Annotated in this window: 16 protein-coding genes; 5 read left to right on the top strand and 11 right to left on the bottom strand. The window is 42.1% G+C overall.

What is annotated here, in order from left to right:
• Nucleotides 1–65 precede the first annotated feature (65 nt).
• On the top strand, nucleotides 66–1,553 hold the full coding sequence (locus tag AWT60_RS05730) for an esterase/lipase family protein (RefSeq protein WP_256928325.1): 1,488 nt from the start codon (nucleotides 66–68) through the stop codon (nucleotides 1,551–1,553).
• On the opposite strand, the gene AWT60_RS05735 is transcribed toward AWT60_RS05730, so the two are convergent.
• The 8 genes from AWT60_RS05735 to AWT60_RS05770 all read right to left on the bottom strand — a co-directional run bounded on the left by AWT60_RS05735 (nucleotide 1,550) and on the right by AWT60_RS05770 (nucleotide 13,078).
• Nucleotides 1,550–2,083: an HD domain-containing protein gene (locus tag AWT60_RS05735; RefSeq protein WP_024425954.1), complete on the bottom strand. Its 534-nt coding sequence runs from the start codon at nucleotides 2,081–2,083 to the stop codon at nucleotides 1,550–1,552. The genes AWT60_RS05730 and AWT60_RS05735 overlap by 4 nt on opposite strands.
• A 299-nt stretch (nucleotides 2,084–2,382) precedes the next feature.
• Nucleotides 2,383–3,126, bottom strand: coding sequence for a (S)-benzoin forming benzil reductase (locus AWT60_RS05740; RefSeq protein WP_229137107.1), 744 nt, complete (start codon nucleotides 3,124–3,126; stop codon nucleotides 2,383–2,385).
• Between the two features lie 102 nt (nucleotides 3,127–3,228).
• Complete coding sequence (gene essA / locus AWT60_RS05745) at nucleotides 3,229–3,711, bottom strand: type VII secretion protein EssA (protein WP_041107636.1); 483 nt, start codon at nucleotides 3,709–3,711, stop codon at nucleotides 3,229–3,231.
• Nucleotides 3,701–6,598, bottom strand: a complete 2,898-nt coding sequence (gene esaA / locus AWT60_RS05750) for a type VII secretion protein EsaA (protein WP_218677010.1) — start codon at nucleotides 6,596–6,598, stop codon at nucleotides 3,701–3,703. Before esaA ends, essA begins: the two co-directional genes overlap by 11 nt.
• A complete protein-coding gene (essC, locus tag AWT60_RS05755) occupies nucleotides 6,595–11,070 on the bottom strand; it encodes a type VII secretion protein EssC (RefSeq protein WP_218677011.1) in 4,476 nt (1,491 codons plus the stop codon). Before essC ends, esaA begins: the two co-directional genes overlap by 4 nt.
• Nucleotides 11,071–11,121: 51 nt before the next feature.
• Entirely contained in the window at nucleotides 11,122–12,435 is a 1,314-nt protein-coding gene (gene essB / locus AWT60_RS05760; RefSeq protein ID WP_076839926.1) for a type VII secretion protein EssB, read from the bottom strand.
• A 14-nt stretch (nucleotides 12,436–12,449) separates the two neighbouring features.
• The gene (gene yukD / locus AWT60_RS05765) at nucleotides 12,450–12,689 is read right to left on the bottom strand and encodes an ESX secretion system protein YukD (protein WP_003213579.1); all 240 of its coding nucleotides are present in this window, start codon (nucleotides 12,687–12,689) and stop codon (nucleotides 12,450–12,452) included.
• A gap of 95 nt (nucleotides 12,690–12,784) precedes the next feature.
• Nucleotides 12,785–13,078 carry a WXG100 family type VII secretion target gene (locus AWT60_RS05770; RefSeq protein ID WP_003213769.1) on the bottom strand — a complete coding sequence of 98 codons (294 nt, stop codon included), beginning with the start codon at nucleotides 13,076–13,078 and terminating at the stop codon, nucleotides 12,785–12,787.
• A 406-nt stretch (nucleotides 13,079–13,484) separates the two neighbouring features.
• On the opposite strand from AWT60_RS05770, the gene AWT60_RS05775 reads away from it, so the two are divergent.
• The 3 genes from AWT60_RS05775 (at nucleotide 13,485) to AWT60_RS05785 (ending at nucleotide 16,674) form a co-directional block, all read left to right on the top strand.
• Complete coding sequence (locus tag AWT60_RS05775; RefSeq protein ID WP_024423341.1) at nucleotides 13,485–14,714, top strand: sporulation transcriptional activator AdeR; 1,230 nt, start codon at nucleotides 13,485–13,487, stop codon at nucleotides 14,712–14,714.
• A gap of 110 nt (nucleotides 14,715–14,824) precedes the next feature.
• Nucleotides 14,825–15,961 carry an alanine dehydrogenase gene (gene ald / locus AWT60_RS05780; RefSeq protein WP_076839928.1) on the top strand — a complete coding sequence of 379 codons (1,137 nt, stop codon included), beginning with the start codon at nucleotides 14,825–14,827 and terminating at the stop codon, nucleotides 15,959–15,961.
• Nucleotides 15,962–16,077: 116 nt separating this feature from the next.
• A complete protein-coding gene (locus AWT60_RS05785) occupies nucleotides 16,078–16,674 on the top strand; it encodes a biotin transporter BioY (protein ID WP_034282595.1) in 597 nt (198 codons plus the stop codon).
• A gap of 39 nt (nucleotides 16,675–16,713) precedes the next feature.
• On the opposite strand, the gene AWT60_RS05790 is transcribed toward AWT60_RS05785, so the two are convergent.
• From AWT60_RS05790 to AWT60_RS05800, 3 genes are all read right to left on the bottom strand, one after another.
• Nucleotides 16,714–17,490, bottom strand: a complete 777-nt coding sequence (locus tag AWT60_RS05790) for a sporulation protein (RefSeq protein ID WP_041107645.1) — start codon at nucleotides 17,488–17,490, stop codon at nucleotides 16,714–16,716.
• 158 nt (nucleotides 17,491–17,648) lie between these two features.
• Nucleotides 17,649–18,977 (bottom strand): Na+/H+ antiporter family protein, encoded by a 1,329-nt coding sequence (locus AWT60_RS05795; RefSeq protein WP_041107647.1) that lies wholly within the window; start codon nucleotides 18,975–18,977, stop codon nucleotides 17,649–17,651.
• 140 nt (nucleotides 18,978–19,117) lie between these two features.
• Nucleotides 19,118–20,608: a leucyl aminopeptidase gene (locus AWT60_RS05800; protein ID WP_076839930.1), complete on the bottom strand. Its 1,491-nt coding sequence runs from the start codon at nucleotides 20,606–20,608 to the stop codon at nucleotides 19,118–19,120.
• A gap of 322 nt (nucleotides 20,609–20,930) precedes the next feature.
• On the opposite strand from AWT60_RS05800, the gene AWT60_RS05805 reads away from it, so the two are divergent.
• The gene (locus AWT60_RS05805) at nucleotides 20,931–21,407 is read left to right on the top strand and encodes a divergent PAP2 family protein (protein WP_218677012.1); all 477 of its coding nucleotides are present in this window, start codon (nucleotides 20,931–20,933) and stop codon (nucleotides 21,405–21,407) included.
• Nucleotides 21,408–21,433 lie beyond the last annotated feature (26 nt).

The raw sequence follows: 21,433 nt of genomic DNA on the forward strand, positions 1-21,433 counted from the left end.
TTTTACATCTTTTGGAAGTATAATAGATTGGTGCTGCCAACAACTTAAAACATTTGAAGAGGTGAATGATCTTGAAAAAACTCATCTGTCTCGCTGCTGTCATGCTCTTTTTTTCCTTTGCAAGTGATGCGTATGCAGGATCAATTGGGGATGAGCCTGGGACACCAGGAAAGTGGTTTAAAGGAGAAGAGCCGGTTCAAAAAGACGAGTCAAAACCGCCACTTGTTTTTGTTCACGGCATTAACAGCTCCTCCTCCACATGGTTCGACCGAAACGACATGGCAAAGCAAGCTGTTCTGAACGGATACGAAAGCGCATTCATAGATTTGTATCCAGATCAGGATACGAAAAAGAATGGCAAACTATTAGCAGAAAAGTTAAAAGAAATCTATGATGTGTTCGGTCGAAAACTCATTGTGATTGGTCATAGTAAAGGCGGGGTGGATACACAGTCCGCACTCGTGTATCACAATGCCCATCCATATGTAGAGAAGGTCATCACACTCGGCTCCCCTCATTACGGGACGCCGCTGGCAGATTTAGCGTATAGCAAGGGCGGAAGCTGGCTCGCGGAAATTCTTGGACAAAAAAGCGACGCGCTCTATTCTTTGCAAACGGGGCTCATGGCGGCTTTTCGAAGTGAAACCGACAAGCTGGAGAAGTTTCCTCATAAATACATCACGTATTCGGGATCGGAATGGGGAACATTTGGCGGGGTGCTGTACTTAGGCGGCATGTATTTAAAGAGCTTTGGTGCAAATGATGGCGCCGTCACGGTAAGCAGCACAAGACTATCATATGCAAACAATATTTTAACAGGGAAATGGGATCACAACTCAATTAAAAACGGCACAAGCATGTTCCCTGTGTTTCAGCATCAGCTGCTGGCAAATGCCGCAAGCGCTGAAAAAGAAAATATAGAGAGCCCGAACTCTACTGAGCTGAATACAGATGTTTATGTGAAAGGCGGAGAAAGTGAAAAGGATAAAACAGAAGCGTTCTATGTAGAGGAAGGAACGAATGGCTTATCGATTCAGTGGTTAAATGAAAGTCATGAGGCGCGGCCAGAAATCATCGCCCCAAATGGAGACGTCTTAACAAATCTGAAGACATCGGAAGCATCTTTCCCATATGAAGGCGCATTTTCGCACCATGTACAAATCAATAAACCCGTTCCTGGAAAATGGACGATTCAATCAAATTCAGGAAAAAAGGCTCCTTATTTGCTGCTCGTATCCTTTGATTCACCATTAAATGACGAAATCAAAGCAGAGGCAGCGAAATCAGGGGATGATGCATCGACCCATTCAAGCGGTCTGATTAAACGATTAAGCAAGAAAGTAGAAACCTTTTACTTTAAGGATGCCCAAAAAGATCATCCTCTCAAAACAACTGCTTCATCAGCTGTTCAATTGAAAAAAGAAGGTGCTTATTCTGTCACGGTTCATTACACCGGACTCACTGCATCAGGTACATCTGCATTTAACCGTACCATTATTCGCACATTGTATGTCGATCAGGATGGAAATATTCATGGAGACATTCCATACTAAACAGAACGTTTCATGGGCTGAAGTGCCTGCTGCACTTTCTGATCCAATTCCGTGATTTTTTTCATTGCAAGTGATTCGTCTATTTGTCTGTAATGATGATGTCCGCCAGGCTCTTCATCCATTTCATCTGCTTTCTTGACGATTTGCTGAAGTGTGTCCTTATGAAGGTCGCCCTCTGGCAAATATGAATCTGTATGAAGCAGAATCGCAAGCGCAATATCTTTAGCTGCCTTTGGTTCCTCACCGAGGCGTATGAGCAGTTTGTGAGCCCGCTCTGCGCCTTTAATGGCATGAATATCATTCCGTCTATATGTCTCGTAATCCCATTCTCCGCCATCTGTATACCATTCATAGTGGCCGATGTCATGCAAGAGGGCTGCTTTCACAGCGAGATCTGGATTAATCCCAGCCTGCACCGCCAGTTTGAATGCGTGATAAGCACAAGCAATCGCATGGGCTTTTCCTGAACGATTTAAATATTTTTGAGCGACTGGATGGGTGTAAACATCCATTAATGTAACCTTTCTCATGGAAACCCCTCCTTATCTATATTTTTAGCATCCTAACATATTCTGAAAAGAAACTCAAATGTTCTGTTATATTTTCTATGAGTCTCAAGAATAGCTTATGTCAAATGAGCTGTTTTTGCTTGTACAATACGAAAAAAGCAGTCGCTGTGACTGCTTTTTTTCTCCTTTTCAGCGTGATATGAAAACCCTTAAAGTATAGGAAGACCGGGTACTGGCGCGGAGCGAATTTGAGATTCGTGAGCACCGGCACCGAGGCCTGACACCGCATGCGAGGGTTTGTCTTCACGATGCAGCCGTCGTTATGACTGCTTTTTCACATACTCACGTGCATCGTAGACACATCCGCCAGCTGGATCACCCGCTAAAAGATCGAGCAAAATACCTGCGACTTCATCTGGACTCTTCAGTGTGCCTGTTTCATATAATTGCTGAAAACGGTCTATTTGTTCAAAGTCTTGTTTTGATGATTTCCGAATTTCCCCCTGCATATCTGTATCGATCGTGCCGGGTGAAAAGGAAAACGTGTTGATCGGATGCGCCTCGTCCTGTTGTTCCTCATGAAAAGTCCTCATAAACATATCGAGTCCTGCCTTTGAACTGCAATACGCACTCCAGCCTTTGTATGGGTTTTTCGCCGCTCCAGAAGAGAGATGAACGATCGTTTTCTTTCCGTTAAATGATTGAGTCTGCTTGGCAAACACATGGCTCAGCAAAACAGGAATGACAAGATTCAACTTGTAATGCTGATGAAGTGTATCCTGTCCGCCTTGTCCAACGCGCTTGATAGGTGTGACCATTCCTGCATTGTTGACAAGTAAGATGTCATCAGCATCTGCCAGAGTTTGCGGCGTAAGACTATGTTGAAGCCATTTGGCCGCTGCTTCTTCATCGGTCAGATCAACCTGGGTATGTGTGAGCTTCGGATGGGATATCGGCGATGCACTTCTTGCTGCTGTGTACACATGATCCCCGCGTGAAAGCAGCCTGTTCACAAGTGCTAGGCCAAAACCTTTTGATCCGCCTGTAACGATTGAAATTCGAATGACAATCTCCTCCCTTGATATCACTATTTTACGTAGTGAAACGGTATGACATCAAGCAATCTGCATAAAGAAAAGCCTGCCTCTTTTAAAAGAGACAGACTATTACTTTTCAGCCTTCACATTCACCTTTGGAATCAGGATGATCATCACAACGAGACCAAGGGCTATCAAGAAACCAAAGATCATCGGAAGCAGTGCCGATGTCTGCTTCTCATGTTCATCCTCAGAAGGTGCTGATACAGCCGAATCACTAAAAGAGATATTCATTTCTTTCATCATACGAGCTGGTGTTTTGGGCGGGTTCTCCTTTAGATCACTAAATAGCTGCGGAGAAAGAGATCCCCCCGGGGCTTTAGGCGGTTTAGCAAAATGAATGTCTGTTTTGATTTTTGATGTCGTTTTGCTTTGTTCGTATTTCGTTTGATCCCTCAATATACTCGAGTTAATATTGAGTTCCTTTTCCTGATATTCATTCGGCTTGACATTCGTATCCGTATCTTCACCAGCAGCGAAAGCAGCAGGGATGAGGAGAAAAAGGGAAACGGCAACGAGTGCCGTCCCTTTCACGAATAGATTAAGCTTCATGAGTCACATCACGTTCCTCTGTTTTATCTTTCCATAGCTTTTTCACAAGCGGTACGACCATGAAAAGAACAGTTAAAATCACTAACCCTGTGACGCCCATTCCAAAGGTGTCTCCATTTCCATATTGGATCGACAGGTACAAGTCTGTCACTGGATTGGTAAAGTGGAAATTCGGCATCACCAAATCAATTAACGGTGCGACAAAGAAGAAAATCAGCGCTGTTGCTGCCATCCACCCGGCAATAGAACCGAATAGGAAGCCCGTGCGAATAAAAGCAGAGCACGCCACTAATAACAAAATGGTGAAGATCGACCATTGAATGGCTTGATCATCTGCAAGCTTGTAAATGTTCAGTCCAAACAAGCTGATCATGAGTCCGACTAATAGATTCAAGATGCCAAACAGTGCACCTTTAACCAGCATCGGAGCTGACGCATAATACGAGCTGAAAAAGCCAATTAACAAACTGCTGATCATCACAATGACCAAAATGACGACCGGCGGTACAGTCTGCGTTTTTTCTTCCGGCACATCGCCGCTGATTTTCAGCGGATTGGCTAAATGGTTATACACATAGTTGCTGTTGCCTTGATCACTTAATGTATTTCCTAAAATACCCTTTAAATCTTGCTGAACAAGCTTTGTAGAGTCGACATTCTTGCTCCAGTTTTCATTCAGCGTATCTGCTTTTTCTTGAACTGTTGTGACACTCTCTTCAATGTTATTCGTATAATCCGCCACCCCTTTTTGGCGGTCGGTTAACGAACTCATATTTTCAGAAAGACGAAGCACTTCCTGACCAATTGAATCCTGTGCACTGACAACAATTGAACTGCCTGCAAGGTCTGCTGTATATACCGCATCTCCTTGATCAGCCATTTGCTCAGCTACATTGTCCGCACTTTCAGCAATTGTCTGTAATTCCTGTTCCATGCTTGCCTGCTGAGTCGTGATGTACTCCGCATAGCCATCTGAGAACTTCTGCATCTCATCAATAAAAGTAGACACATCATCGTTTGATGTCAGCATCTGGTTTTTGAGCTTATCCCAGTTTTCTGTTTCTTCTTTTTTGATGGAGAGGATGGATTGAATTTCTTCTCCTTTTGTGTCATATAGAGAAGAGTTATTAGATGGTTGATAGACATTTGCGATCATCAGCTCTAGCTGAGAGAGTTGATTTGAATAGTCCATTAATTTTCTAGTTCTTGTTGATTTTGTTTCGAATTTTTTCTCAAAAAGATTATCGCTAAAGACATTACTAATCGGTGAGTTCCTGCGCTTCAGCTCTTTTACTTTGCTTACAATGGATGATTCCTGATTTTTGATTTCATTTGGAATAACATTATATCGATCTTGTAACCATAGAATCATCTTTTCAAGTTTATCTACTTTTTTCGTCAGACTCTCGAGCTCTTTACTCATTTGACTCACTTTGTCTTTCAATTCGTCATTATGAGCAGCAGCTTTTTCTTGAATTTTCTTTTTCACTTCATCTAAGCGAGTTGAGAGTGCTTTTAGGTCATCCTGCGATGAATTCTTACTGCTGGTATCTGGCTGAGCAGGATTTTCACCGCTTTCACCTTGTTCCCCATCTTCAGTGGAAGGCGGTGTTTCCTGTTCTCCTAATTGATCCGCAAGCTCATTCATCTCTATTGAAATTTGTGAGAGTTCATTTGTTTCTTCATCTAAGTTAATCCCAATCTCTTCTGGGTTTTCATTATCTTGGTCTGATGGCCCGTCATCATCAGAATCAACTGGCGGTTCCGGCTCGTCCATTAACTCTTGCCTTTTTGCTAATAGCTTTGTCTGAAGGGCTGATATTTTATTTCGATAATCTTCTAAGTAACGCTCTTCATACTTTTTAATCAGTTCTTCCTGAGACGTCTTCACAAGTTCCGTTAATCCCGTTGATTGCTTAGGCATAGCCTCTTCTCTCGACTTTTGAACAGATTGGATGGCGCTGTCAGTTGTTTTCAGCTGGCTTTGTACCCCGTTGATGTCTGTTTTGAGTCCACCCATTTGATCACTAAAGCTGCGGACATTTTGGTTTTGAATGTCAGCGAGCTGTTTGAGCCCTTGCTGGATTTGCTTTTGGTTTGTTGATTGCGCTTTGATCAAAAGATCCTTTTGTTTGTCTTGATACTGCTGGTATTGATCGACTACTTTCACAAAGTCCTTTAACTGGTTCTTTGCTTCTTCTGTTGTACTCAAGCCGTCTTTATATTGTTTCTGTGAATCGGCCATTGCATTCTTTAATTCTTCTATTTGTTTCTTCTGCTGCTGTACGGCATCTGATAGTTTGTTCGAGTTCGGCTTATAGAAGTTGTACATCGTATTTTGGAATTCGACTTCTTTGCCGACAATATGCTCAAACTCTTCTCTTACATTGCCAATCTCCTGTGATACAAAACTCCAGTATAACGTCGACATCTGTTCATTCATTTTCTTTTGCGCATTTTCCAGCTCTCTCTGCACTTTCTCTTTATTGACTGCATTGAGCTGATCTTGAATTGAAAATTGAATGGACGCCTTTTCAGGATGGTCTTTATCATAGCTCAGCACATTTTTAGAGAAGTCAGACGGAATATAGAGGACAGCGTCATACTTTCTGTTTTTCAGTCCATTTTCCGCCGCACTGCGATTCACTACAGTCCATGTATAATCAGGACGTTCTGACAATGCTGCCACAACATCCTGTCCGAAACGAGCCGTGTTTTCACTTTCGCTCGCTCCCATATCCTCATTGACCACTGCAATATTTCGTGTGGCATTCTTCTTCTGTTTTGCCGGGTCATCTCCAATTAGGTGGAAAAATAAAACCGGCAGCACAAGAATCAATATCATCGTGGATACGATTTTGATGGAACTTTTTTGCTGCTCTGTCATTGAACACTCTTCCTTTCTACCGCACATAAAGGAACCTGGATTTTCTTCTCTTTTCCGTTTTCAACCAAATACCCGAAGCCTGGCTGAATCTCTGGTTCTTGTCTTGCATACGGAAGCGGTATGATGTTTTGCTCTGATTTTTTCATGAGTAACATAGCATGACGAACTTGTTTGATTTCGTTTGTGAGTGCATCATAGCCCTTACTGAACTCGGTATGGTTCCCTGATGCAATCAGGCTGAAGCCTAAGTGTGCATATGACTTCATGAAATCAGCTAATTGATCTTGAAGACGCGGATCGATCGTCTGCTGAAAACGCGTAATGCCATCAATGACAAGCACAATTTGAGGAAATAACAGCTGGTCGGTCTCCCCTCGGCGCACAGCTTCGACGTACATTTCTTCCCGCACCTTGAATATTCGGTCCATTTCTTCTGCCCATTCGGTGATATCATCCTTTGTTTCAAGGTAATCAATGTTCTCTTCTTTTGCATAATGGGATAGACCTCGATCAATTGAATCAAAGACAGCCAGCTTTTCAGGCTTTGCCACTAAAAGCTGATCAAGCATCAGTTTTGTCACATTTGTTTTACCTCGCTGCGTTTGACCGATAATGAGGCAATGTTTATTCTTTTTCAAGTCAAAATAAACAGGTGCCACAGATTCCTCATCTAATCCGACTGGAATGTCATAAGGCGGTTTTTGTTCATCTAAACGACTCTCAAGCTCCCAAACTGTCAGCTTATCAGGAAGCATTGGCACAGGCTTTGGTTTTTCAGATGCTTCAAAGCGGTCATGAAGAAGCTGTATCTCTTGTTTCAGATGCTCAAACAATTCGAGATCATTCTCTCCTTCAACTGGCAGGAACATTTGCGCGAAATAAAGCTCTTCTTTGTTAATAATAACTCGGCCTGGGATCGGCTCTAAGCTGAATTTCGGTCTGCCAATAATCGAGTACGCCTCTCCTTGATCCATTAAGTAATGGACAATCTTTGTTTTCAGATTGTTCATCAGCGATTGACGCACTGCATTTACACGGGTCGCTGTAATCAAGAAGTATATACCTAGTGATTGTCCATCACGGCTCAGCTGAATAAATTCAGATTCAAGATCATGCATTTCGTCTTTCACAATGTCAAAGTTGTCAATCACGATAAAAATGAATGGAAGCTTTTTCTCATTTAAGGCGTTGTACATTTTGATATGACTCATTTCTTGCTGTCTAAATAACCGCTTGCGATATTCAACCTCTTCCCGCAGACGCTTCATTGATTTTTGAATCTTTCTCATCTGATCCATTAAGAAATAATCCGCCGTATGCGGCAGTTTGGCTAACGGAAGCAATGTTCCGTTTCCGAAGTCATAAATATATGCGTGCCATTCTTCAGGTGAATACCTCTCCGCAAAGCTCATCAACAGTGTTGTAGCAGCAAGTGATTTGCCGTAGCCGGAGGAACCGAAGATGCCAATGTTCCCATCTTCCATCATTTGATAAGAAAGTGGATGCTGGCTTTGCTGATCTGGTTCATCAACAAGCGCAAAATGAAAGACATGCTCTTCACTCGACGCATAACGCGTTTTTGGAATCCGTTCTTCAAGCGGTGGAAGCCATGGACTTGGCAGCTTCTCAATTCCAAGCTCCTGCTGCATACGTTCAATTTCATCCACAACAGCGGAAATCTCCGTCACTGTCTCTTTTTTCACTGCTGGCTCTGTGCTTACGCCTGATAACGGAATAAGACCAGTATCTGTCACAATGGCAATGTCATCTTCTGAGCCGTAGCCATCTTCCATATATGGTGCACCACTCCAAGCCGATTGGAACAATTCATAAATTTCATTGTTGCCCACTTGTAAATAACCGCGGCCTGTGACGGTAATGGACGCTGCATCACTATTTTTCAAAATTTCCTTACTGTCTGACGCATCTTGCACTTTTAGTGCGACCTTAAAACGGGAGTTACTCCAAATCTGATCATCAATGACCCCGCCTGGCTTTTGGGTAGCCAAAATGAGATGGACCCCGAGGCTTCGACCGATACGTGCAGCACTGACAAGCTCTCTAATAAAGTCTGGCTCTTCACTTTTTAATTCAGCAAACTCATCAGAGATTAAGAACAAGTGAGGCATTGCCTGCTCAGCCTTTTTCTCCTTGTAGAGCTTCGTATAATCATTGATGTGATTCACATGATACTGATCAAACAGCCGCTGTCTTTTCTTCAATTCACTTTTAATTGAGGCAAGCGCTCTTTCACTAAAGTTCTTGCTGCCTTCAATATTGGTGATCGTTCCAAGTAAATGAGGAATATTTCGGAACGGCTGTGCCATTCCGCCTCCTTTGTAGTCAATCAACAGGAAAGCAACTTCGTGCGGGTGAAAATGTACAGCGAGCGATAAAATATATGTCTGTAAAAATTCACTTTTCCCTGATCCCGTTGTTCCCGCCAATAGTCCGTGCGGGCCGTGTGCTTTTTCATGCAGGTTCAGATCGACAATGTCGTTTTTCCCTTTATAACCGATTGGCACTGATAATGATTTGGCCGTTTCTGAAGTCAGCCATTTTTCACGAATGCCAATGTCATCTACATGTTTGGCATGGAAAAGATCAAGGAATGAGACCGTCTCAGGAATCGAATTGGTCATGCCAACTTGATGATCTAATGTTCTCAAGGTTCTGGCAAACAGTTCATTGTCCCCGCGCTGATGTGTATCAAGTTGAAACGGAATTCGTACTGCCTTCTTGTGCTGAATGAGAATATCTCCTTCTTCTTCGTTAATATAACGGACAAGCGTCGAAATATTTTCAGCTAAGCTTTCCTTTGTTTCTGCTGCAAAGATGATGGAGATACCAAGATCTGTCCGGCTGCCTTCTAAGTATTCTAAAATCACATGCTCGGCAATGAGCTCATGATTTGTCACGATGAACACAAAATGAGGCGTAAAGATTTTCTTCTCTTTTTCTTCTTCTAAATCACGCTCACGTAAAATTTCATAAATCGAGGACAACAGCTGATCGCGTGTTTGTTCGTTGTAAATAAACCCTTTGCCATATGTATGAGGCAGCTGGAGGTGCGGAAGCCATTTCATCCATTCCCAATTCTCATACTCCTGCTCATGAAAGATAAAGACAAATCTCAAATCGTGATAGCTGTGCGAGAAAGCAAGCTGTCCGACAAGCTGATGAAGCTCATTTTTCACAATCGCAGGCTTCCCAATTAATCCTGTTGGACCATCCGCAAGGCCGAATGTAATCGGGACATTCTTCACTTCACGATATACTTTTTGCATGTGCTGCGTTTGTTCAATTAAGTCATCAACATCTCGATTGGCCATATCGCCGCCGCTCATCGATAATTCATAGCTTGATGGGACTGCTCCCGTTCCAAGACGCAGATGCAAGAAGTCGTCACTCACAAGTGTCTTTTCCCAAATGCGGCCGCTGATTTCTGATGTTAAATACTTCATTTGTTCAAATGACGGATAATGATATGTCAAAATATATTGCTGGCGGTCATACAGCTCCTGCAGCTCTTTCCGCTTATTTTCTAAATAAAGAGAATAGACTCGCTGCCGCTTCTCTTCTCGTCTTTTGCGCTGTGATTTTTCTTTAAAGTATTGAACGGACGATGTAATTAACGTCATGATAAACATCGCCATCGACACGATAATAAAGATTCCTCGCGGCTGGATAAGGGCAACAATCCCCATCACAAGGAGCATCACAAGCGGCGGAAGGACAACAAGCCAAAGCCCTCTGCTGTTATTTTCACTCTCCTGCGAAGGAAAGCTAAAGGATACCCGGTCATCTGGCAAATCATAAATCAAACGCGGTGTACGTCTGTATGAAGGGTATTTTTGTTTTGTTTCTGTACTTGGCGGTCTTGTTTTTTCCAAACGTGTATGAAAAGGTTCGTAAGCTGTCACCTGTAATAAATCATCATCTTTAAATGTCACCGTCAGAAAGTTCCAGAACAGCTCATCTCCTGCATAAATCTTCTCTGGACCGTGGATTTTCTTTCCGTTCACGTAAATTGCCTCGTCCTGAGGCATGACATACCATGTTCCTTCGATTTTCTCTAAAGTGAACTGGCTGGCATCTTGAAACATGGAATGAGCTTGTTCTTTCCACACATCAATCTCATCTTTCTCTTCACGTGAAAAAGACAGCTCGACTCTATTTCCTAGGTAATAAATATGTTGATCATGATGTGCATCCATTAAAATAAGTGTGAGTGAACCAAGCTGATATGGTTCATGTGGAAGTAATTTCCCCTTCTTCTCATCTCCCTGATAAATATAAAAACCATCATTCGGTTCATCAGGAGATAAACGAATGAACCCTTCATCAAACGAAAGTGAAGGGATTGTCACTGTATGCTCTATTTCAGGTCCAATCAGAGCTTCTCGATTGAACTGCTCATCTAAACGGACAGTTTGATAATCCTCCTCATAAAAAACCCAAAGAAGACTCAAACGCTCCACCTCCTCATGGGACAGCACCAACTGTCAGTTGTATCGAAAGAATTATTTCTTCTCATCTTTTTTCGTCTGAGAGGTTTTCTTTTTCGCTTCAGATTCTTTCTCTTTTTTCTCTTGATCGGCTTTTGACTGCTCTTTTTGTTCAGCTGTTTCATCTGTTTGGCTTGCGTCTGAGGAGTCATTTGTGCTTGTCTCGGTTGTTTCTTTTTCTTCATATTTCGCCATTTCCTTAATGATCGGATCTAGCTGTTTTTGTTTTTCTTCAGCAGAAAGGCTGTCATCGTTTTGAATTTCATTGCGGTAGGCGACGAGTGCCGTAAATATGTACCTGTCGTCTCCAAGCACCCGTGCAATATCAAGTGCTTCCTTGCTATTTCCTTGTCCAATATGAATCCAAAAAAGGAAGTATTGCGGATCTGTCTGCAATGTGTACGTTTCTGTGATTTCTTTTTTATGCTGATCAAGCAACAAACTGCCTTGGTTCGTTTGTACATACGAAATGGCCAGTTCATATTGTAGAGAGACTGGCATTTGATTGGCTGGATATTTCTCTAACGTATCCACCACTTGACTGTACTGTTTGTTGAGATAATATTTGTTTGCCTCGACGTACGCTTCTTGTTTTGGCATGGCAAAAAAGAAGGTGTAAATGGTGTACACCAATGCAGGGATTAACAGGACAAGCAGACCTAATCCGATGTATCGCTCGATCTTCCATTTCTTTTTAGGAATGGTTAAGAGCGTTTTTTCTTTCGCATCGATTGCTTTGATCTTTTGCTCAATCAAAGCTGACAATTCTTCCAGCGACTTCTTTTCACTAATTTCTTTTGCCAGCTCAGATAATTTCAACGTTTCATTGTAAGCCACATATTCTTGAAATTGATATTCATGGTCAACCACTCGAAGAACGACGGCCTTGACCTCTTTTAACAGGCGTTGCTCATCGGTTTCATATGGCGGAATGCTTTCTTTAACCCCATAATGCAAAAATGCAGGAGCTAAGCCTTGATGAAAAACAATGTTTTCAGGAGAAACAATAGGATGCAGCCGCTTCACGTCGTGTTTAAGAACTGCATCGACAAGCTGGTATGAAAAAATCCATTTGCTTTTTTCATCCTTTGCATGGATGAAACGAAATTCCTGATAGGCAGGAGGCGGTTGTATAGAAATGATGACCTCATCTTCAGTTAATTGAATCTCTTTCTGAAATGATGGATTGATGTCTTTGATCGGTGCCGCTTCTAAACCGTCTAAGAGTTTAATCGTCTCTTTTTGAAAAATAAAGGTATAGGTGCCTCCCTCTTTTTTCATGACTGCTTCTAATTGTTCTTCTAAATAGGAACTCTTTTTATCTGCCATTTACAAAAGTCCTTTCATAGTATTTCCAGCCTGTCTCCTGTGGTAATTCCACAGTCTGACAGCTTATATTCGCCTGAAAACACAGCTTTCTTATTCACTACCCGCACCCATCCGCCTTCTCGCTTTGGAAGTGAGATTTGTTTTGCCTGCCAGGCGATATGGATGACTTGTTTAATATGTAAATAATTTGATAGTCTCAAATCAAACACACTGCCATCATAATTTTTTAAGTCGATGGTAATATCGATATACACAAATTTCCACCTCACAAAATAGAAAGAGCGCCGGCATCCATTGACAGACTCGGCGCTGTTTCTGCTTTTCACACTTAGAAAGGAAATCCCTTTGATTAGCCGCGGATTTGGCTTGCGATGTCTTGGTCAGTGCTTTCAAGTGTATTTGCCGTTTGATCAAGCTGATTGCTGACATCTGTTAATAGATCAGACATTTTGATAAATGAAGGCTTAAGCTGTTCGTATTGATCAGCAAATGCTTCACTAGAAGCACCTTCCCACATTCCTTTTAAATCAGAGATCATTCTATTTAGACGATCAACTTGGTTTAACACTTCTTGACTTTCAACACCATATTGCTTAGCGGTCGCTCTTAGTTCTTCTGGGGTTACGCGAATAATTCCTGACATATTCCTCATTACCTCCCGTGCATAGCCGCCATATAATGGGCTAATCCACTTATTTTTTGACGTTATTATTATAAAAACAGAAATGATACACAGTCAAACAAATCTGTTTTTATTTTACAAAATGAGTCTATAGAATTACTGTTTTTTCGCTTTTTATCTAGTATTTAACATTTTTTTGGTCATATATTCATAATAAGTGTCCACCTACTTTGGTAGACCTTTCCGCCTATTGATTTTTTACTACGTTATTATTGTACTATTTCTTTTTCATCGTGCTTCACCATCCATTTGCTTGCTTCTCACATTTTTTGTTTTTTTAAGTTTATGGCAGTTTTTTGTTGATTTACGTACCTCATTCTCTTCATAATGTAAGTACGTGAAATATTCGAAAAAGCAGGGGTTTTTTATGACAAAAAAGACAGATCCGTTTAAGTATAGTCTTGATCGTTTAGAGGATGTGGCAGACCAAATTAGTGATGTGCTCAATTGCCCTATTACTATAGAAGATACTCATCATCGATTATTGGCATATAGCACACACAATGATTTTACTGATCCCGCCAGAACTTCAACCATTATCTCCCGCCGGGTACCGGAAAAAGTCATTAATCGGCTTTGGAAGGACGGCATCATTCCTACACTCCTTAAAACAGACGAACCGCTTCGTGTCCCTCAAATTGCAGAAGTGGGTTTATCTAGCAGGGTCGCCATTTCGATCTGGAAGGACAAAGAAGTGCTCGGATTTATTTGGGCGATTGAATCCGCACAGCCTTTTTCAGAAGAAGAAATGGACCTTCTCAAAATGGCAGCACATGCCGTGAAAAACAAATTACTCAATTTACAAATTCGAAAAACGAAAACAGAAGAACGTAATCAGGAGCTTTTCTGGAAGATGCTCACAGGTCATATTCATGAAAAGGATGAGATGCTTGACCTATTTTTAAGGCTTGGCATCAGATGTCCAGACACATATGCCATCATCATCTTCCGTCTTCGTGACGAACTCACAGAGGAGACAGAAAAAAAGCTGTCCTATCTGCTTGAAACAACACAGCAAGTACAGGTACTGTTAACGACTGTTGATTTTCACGAATTCATTATTCTTGTCTCACCAAAAACAGAACATCCGCTTCAAGATATTAAGCAATTCACAAGCGGCATGCTGCAGCAGCTTGCGGACCGGTATCATATTCAGCATGTTCAGGCAGCAATTGGAGGAATTTACGATAACATCTCTCAAATTCAGCCTTCCTATAAAGAAGCACTGGCTGTATTAAAGACGAAAGAACGCTTTCCAGTTGAAACAGAACGTTTAAACAGCTTTTCCGAACTAGGCATTTATCAATATCTTGATGTGCTTGCTGAGAAGCGAAAGGGCTCTTCTTACTCCAGTTACTCTTTATCGAAGCTGGAGGATTACGACCTGAGGCATCATTCCAACCTTGTCGAAACCCTTGAGCGGTTTATTGACTGTGACAGCAATGCCAATATTGCCGCAAAGCAATTAAACATCCACATCAATACCTTAAATTATCGATTAAAACGGATTACAGACATCGCAGAAATTGATTTAAAAAACATGAATGAGAAAATGACCATCTACCTTGATATGAAGCTAAAAAACGTCCATTTGTGAAATTTCACAAAGAGGCGTTTTTTTATTTTTTATTTCAACCGAAGAATTTTCTAAACTTTCCGGATACACTAGACATACAATATCAATAGATAAGCATAGGAGGAATAAACATGATCATCGGCATTCCGAAAGAAATTAAGAACAATGAAAACCGAGTGGCTTTAACACCAGGAGCAGCTTCTCAATTGCTTTCAGCTGGACATCAGATTTTAATTGAAACAAACGCTGGTTTTGGAAGCGGATTCACTGATGACGATTATGTATCTGTTGGTGCAGAGATTCTTGATCAGGCGAAAGATGTATGGGCATCTTCTGATATGATCATGAAAGTAAAAGAACCATTACCTGAGGAATATCCTTATTTCAGAGAAGGACTCATCTTATTTACGTACCTGCATCTAGCCGCAGAGCCCTCCTTGGCTGAAGCATTAAAACAAAAAGGCGTTACAGCCATTGCTTACGAAACAGTAACGGACGGAAAAACACTCCCTCTTCTCACACCAATGTCTGAAGTAGCAGGCAGAATGGCTGCTCAAATTGGGGCACAATTTTTAGAAAAACCAAAAGGCGGAAAGGGTATTTTACTTGCAGGTGTACCAGGGGTATCAAGAGGAAAGGTCACCATTATTGGCGGCGGTGTTGTTGGAACAAACGCAGCGAAAATGGCGATCGGACTTGGCGCAGATGTCACCCTGATTGATGTAAACGCAGAACGGCTGCGTCAGCTGGACGACCAATTTGGCCATCAAATGAAAACGTTAATGTCCAATCCTGTCAACATTGCAGATTCAGTCAGTGAGGCAGACCTTCTTATTTGTGCGGTGCTGATTCCTGGTGCCAAAGCACCGACGCTTGTGACAGAAGAAATGGTCAAACAAATGAAGCCTGGTTCTGTCATTGTGGATGTAGCGATTGATCAAGGCGGCATTGTCGAAACCATTGATCATATCACAACCCATGATCAGCCTACTTATGAAAAACACGGCATATTACATTATGCTGTCGCCAACATGCCAGGCGCCGTTCCGCGGACATCAACTGTTGCGTTAACGAACGTCACTGTTCCATATGCGCTGCAAATTGCGAATAAAGGCGCTGCAAAAGCTATTAGAGAAAACAATGCCATCGCAGAAGGTGTCAATGTGATGAACGGACATATCACGTACGAAGCGGTCGCTCGTGATCTCGGCTATGATTACGTACCTGTCAGCAAAGCCATCGATGCCACTTTTATAACCGAAGCTTAATCAGCTACCCGCCCTATTGATGGGCGGGTTTTATTGTTAACCTAAAATAAAAATAAGTTGACAAATATCCTTCTTCCCCTTAATCTATTTGTACAGATAAGACAGGGGGAAACATCATGCAAAAGAAGACAAGAACTGCTGACTTTGTGCTAGTGGGAATGTTTGCTGCACTCATGGCTATCGGAGCCAATATCACATCCATTGTGCCATTTTTACAGGTCGGCGGAATTCCACTTACGATGCAGCCGTTTTTTTGTGTGCTTGCTGGTCTCTTACTCGGCAGACGGCTTGGCGCATTAGCTATGATTGTCTATGCCTTGGTTGGAATTGCTGGTGCACCTGTATTCGCCCAGTTCTCTGCGGGCTTTGGGGTCATTTTAGGCAAAAGCGGTGGCTTTGTATTATCGTACATCCCTGCTGCCTGGCTTGCTGGATTCATTCTAGAGAAAAGAAAAAATCCTGGCTTTGGCCGCTTTTTGCTTGCAGCCATTGCTGGTACGACCGTGATGTATGTGATCGGAACCACCTATACATACCTCGCATTAAATGTATGGCTCAATGCACCGATTTCCTATCAAACCACGTGGTTCTTTATGATCTGGTTTATGGTAAAAGACTATGCATTGACCATATTACTTGCGATGCTGGCACCTAAAATTTATCGCTCTGTTTCCAAAGCCACATCCTTTCGAAAACAAGAAGCTGTATCATAGAAAAAAGAGCCTGTCTTCATTCAGGCTCTTTTTTCATCATTACTCAGCATATTGGTCTATGATTTCTTCTAGCATTCCTTCAAGCACTTCTATATCTTCAAGATCTGATGGACTGAAGCGGTAGCGTACAAGCTGTTCTCCATCATTATACATCTCCTCAAGCCAGCCTCTCAGGCCTCTTGCTCTACGGTCGACTTCGAAAACAATGTCTAATCCGCCTTCATCTATCAGAAAAATCAGCTCTAACTCATCAAGCATATAGCGATAGTAGTCTGATGTCGGTATGAACTCGAATTCTTGGACGAATGGCAGGCGCCGCTGGAAGTAAGGTGCCTGTTCACAGTCTGCTTCGTTCAGGTGGAAGCCTAGATTTCTAGTGGCTTCCAGCACATTTTTCACCCAAGGATGAGCTTCAACGAAAATGCGGTCATAGTCAGATTTATCGATTCCGCCTTGGATATCAAGGTCTGTCTCTACTGCAATTTCTACTTTTCCAATCGTCATCGGGGTATCAATAGGAAGAATAAATGAAAACGGAAATTCATGCTTTTCTCCAGGCTGGATGGTAAAAGAATCCGTTACCCGTAAAGTATAGATGTTCGCATATTTTCTACGCTCTTCATCATCTTTCACAATCACATACTGTGTTTCAATCTTGACATTGATATAGCGTATTTCCTGAGCGACTTTACCGCCCTTTACATGGACAGTTCCCGTTACTTCTTGTCCTGGATAATAAGCGTTTTTCTCTAAAATAGTATCTACCTTTGCCGCACCAATTCCTGCACTTGCCGCTAGCTTTTTAAAAAATGACATGTCCCATCTTCCCCTTTTCATTTTTATCAGCATATATACGTAAGATAGAGGAAGAAAGATTCATTTAATTCATACTTTTGTCCTAATTATTTTTTCATCTGCGAACAACAAAAAGCTTATAGAAAAAACATCATCGTTTTCTCTACAAGCTTTTCATCTTACAGAATAATGGCCGCCAGCCAGCCGAACAGAACAAGCGGAATATTATAATAGATAAAAGTCGGGACACAAGTTCCCCAAATGTGGTGATGCTGTCCATCCATATTCAATCCAGATGTTGGTCCAAGCGTACTGTCACTTGCAGGTGAACCTGCATCTCCAACAGCCGCAGCAGAGCCAATAATGGCAATGGTAGCCATTGGACTAAAACCTAAGTGTAAGCAAAGTGGAACAAAAATGGTTGTAATAATTGGAATCGTTGCAAATGATGATCCGATCCCCATTGTCACAACCAGGCCAACGAGCAGCATTAAAATCGCTGCAAGGCTGTGGCTGTTGCCAATATATTGGGAAGATGCTTTGACAAGAGCTTCAATGTCTCCTGTTTTTGTTAAAACATTGGCAAATCCAGCGGCAACAAGCATGACAAAACCGATAAATGCCATCATATTCATTCCAGATGTAATCAGTTCATCTGCTTCATCGCGTTTCATCATTCCAGTCACAAACAAGACAAGCAGTCCTGAGAGTGCACCGAAGATCATTCCTTCCACACCAAGGCTTTGCGATAAATAAAGCTGGACAATCAACGAAACGAGAATAGCAAGACCGGCAAAGAATAAGCTTTTTTTCGTATAAGCCGATTTTTCTACATCTGTAATTTCACGATCCTCATATACTTTCGGCTTTCGATACACAAAAATGGAAACGATCAATCCAAGAACCATACCCGCAACAGGAATCAGCATCGCATACGGAATATCTGCAAGGTCTACGGTCAGACCCGCTTCCTTCATATTGTCACGAAGCATTCCGTGGAAAATCTGTCCAAAACCGACTGGAAGTAATATATATGGTGCAGTGAGTCCGAAGGTCATGACACACGCTAGCAGTCTGCGGTCAATTTGAAGCTCGTTAAACACCTTTAATAACGGCGGAATGAGGACTGGGATAAAGGCAATATGAACAGGAACGACGTTCTGTGAAAAACAAGATACGATCAAAATGACAAGAACGATGAGCACTTTTGATAGTGTTTTCCGTCTTGAATCGCCTTCTTTTCCTAAAAGCTTCACTGCTCCTTCAACCATGGCATCTGGAAGACCTGTTTTCGTCAGTGCCGCAGCAAATGCCCCTAATAACGCATAACTAATCGCCACTGTTGCATTTCCTCCGAGTCCGTCCGTAAAGGCGTCCACTGTTCCTCCCAAGCCTAATCCACCTGCAAGTCCGCCAGCTAAAGCGCCAATTGCCAGCGCAATCACGACATTGACCCGCAGCAAGCTTAATATCAACATTAAAACAACCGCTAAAACAACTGCATTCATGGTGAAACCTCCGAAATCCTTTAGTTTACTAATGTAGTAGATAATTAAAGTACCAACGTATGTTACCATAGAAAAAAAACTTCGTCAAATGGCGTATGTCCTACATAAAAAAGCTCTGCCACTTGGCAGAGCCTTCTCCTTTATTTTGTTCCTTCAAATCGTTCCACAAATGTTGCGAGTGATCTCACCATTACTCCTGTTGCCCCTGTTGGTCCAAAGCATGAAGGTTTTTCTGTTGTTGCAGTTCCTGCAATATCTAAATGAACCCAAGGCGTATCTTCTGCGAATTCTCCAATGAAAGCACCTGCCATAATCGCATGACCATCACGGCCTGGTGAGTTATTGAGATCCGCCATTTTGCTGTTTCGTACTCGTTTCTTATCTTTTTCCGTGATGGGCAGCTGCCAGATCATTTCACCGCATTCTTCTGATGCTTCTTTAAACTGAGCGTACAGCTCATCGTTATTGGTCATCGCGCCTGTTGTCTCATTTCCAAGCGCCACAATGACACCGCCTGTTAATGTGGCCACATCTACAAGGACAGAGGCACCGTGCTGCTTCGCATATGTCACCCCATCTGCTAAAACAAGACGGCCTTCTGCATCCGTATTAAGCACTTCGATTGTTTTACCGCTTAGTGACACGATGACATCATCCGGCTTCATAGCGTCTGCTGAAATCATATTATCGGTTGAGGCAATGACCGCAATGACATTTTGCTCTGGACGAAGTTCGCCGATGATTTCCATTGCGCCTAAAACAGAGGCTGAGCCGCCCATATCTGTTTTCATGCCAACCATACTCGCTCTTGGCTTTAAAGAATAGCCGCCGGTATCATACGTGATGCCTTTACCGACAAGACCGATGACGTCTGTCCATTCTTCCTTGCCTTGATATTTCAATACGATGAGTTTTGGCGGTTCTGTTGAGCCTCTATTGACGGCTAAAATACCGCCCATTCCGAGCTCTTCCATTTGTTCTTTATCTAAGATTTCAATCTCAAATTCGTATTTATATGCAAGCTCTGCCGCATACGAAGCCAGATCAGAGGATGTGAGCATATTCGGCGGCATATTCACAAGGGTACGGGCCGAATTGACTGACTGTCCGTACACTTCGCCGACTTTCAAACTCGCCTGAATTTCAGCTGTATCATGATCCGTCGTAGCATAAACAAACTCGATGAAGCGATCCGGTTCATTTGTTTTATGTTTAAAATCCTGTAATTCATATGTAGCTAAAAGGCAGCTTTCAGAAAGGGCATGGGCCGCATCTTGAGCAGGCAGATCCTTTCCAATAAACGTATCCAGCAAGACAGAAACCGCTTGCTTTTTATCTTGATGAAGCTTTTTGAATAAATGGGCAAACACTTCTTTTGCCTCTTCAAACGTGTAATCTGATTCCTTCCCAAGCCCGACAAAATAAATGCGTTTGATGCCTGTTTCAGGGGATGGGAAAAACTTCGTAAGCTGATTTCGTTTGGAAGAAATGTCGCCTTCTTTTAATAATTCAGTGATTCTTCCTTCAAGTAATTCATCCATTTCTTTTGCTTTTCCTGATAATTGGCTCTTTTGAAAAAGTCCGATCGCCAGTGTATCTTTATGCTGCAATTCATTTGTCGAGAAAAACATATTTATCACACGCTCCTTAATGAACTCCATTTTTCACATTGGAACTTCTATTATATCAAAATTTGCGTGCCTATACGATCATTGCCAGGCTGTCTTTACTTGATGAACATTTATATTTTCATACGCGGAAGGGCATCATGAAAAAGCGGCGAAACCTGAGCAGCCTGTCCGTGTTCTCCTCATTCCACATCTACTTTCTTTAATGTTATAATGAACATGGACTTGGCAGCTTTTTTACTGCTATCATTTTTTCATCATACTAGGATTTTTAGTCCACCATTTCGCACGATATTTTTTCTTAAAGAGAGGATGTTTCTTGTTCATGAGCGTACTGACGAATTTTCCGCTGCTTGCCAGCCTTGCAGCCATCTTTTTTGCTCAATTTGTAAAAGTACCGATTCAATTTATCATTTCTAGACGACTACATTGGTCGCTCATTACAAGCACAGGCGGAATGCCAAGTTCACACTCCGCAGCAGTAACAGCACTCTCAACAGCAGTGGCTTTAGAGCACGGGCTAGATACATCTATCTTTGCCATTTCCGCCATCTTTGCCATTATTACGATGTTTGATGCGACAGGCGTTCGCAGACAGGCAGGAGAACAGGCGACTGTTCTCAACAAGCTCGTAACAGATTTTAACCGATTTGTTTCCGAAGCAAAGAATTTCCCAAATGCGGAAGAAAAAGAAAAGCAAAAGAAATTAAAAGAGCTTCTTGGTCATAAGCCGATTGAAGTCTTCTTCGGCGGCTTAACAGGGATCTTGCTGACACTCATCTTAGATTATTACTTCATGTAGAAGCGAAAAAGCTTTGGACCTTAAAC

The sequence above is a fragment of the Bacillus sp. F2HM genome (assembly GCF_019266135.1).
Classification (GTDB): domain Bacteria; phylum Bacillota; class Bacilli; order Bacillales; family Bacillaceae; genus Bacillus; species Bacillus safensis.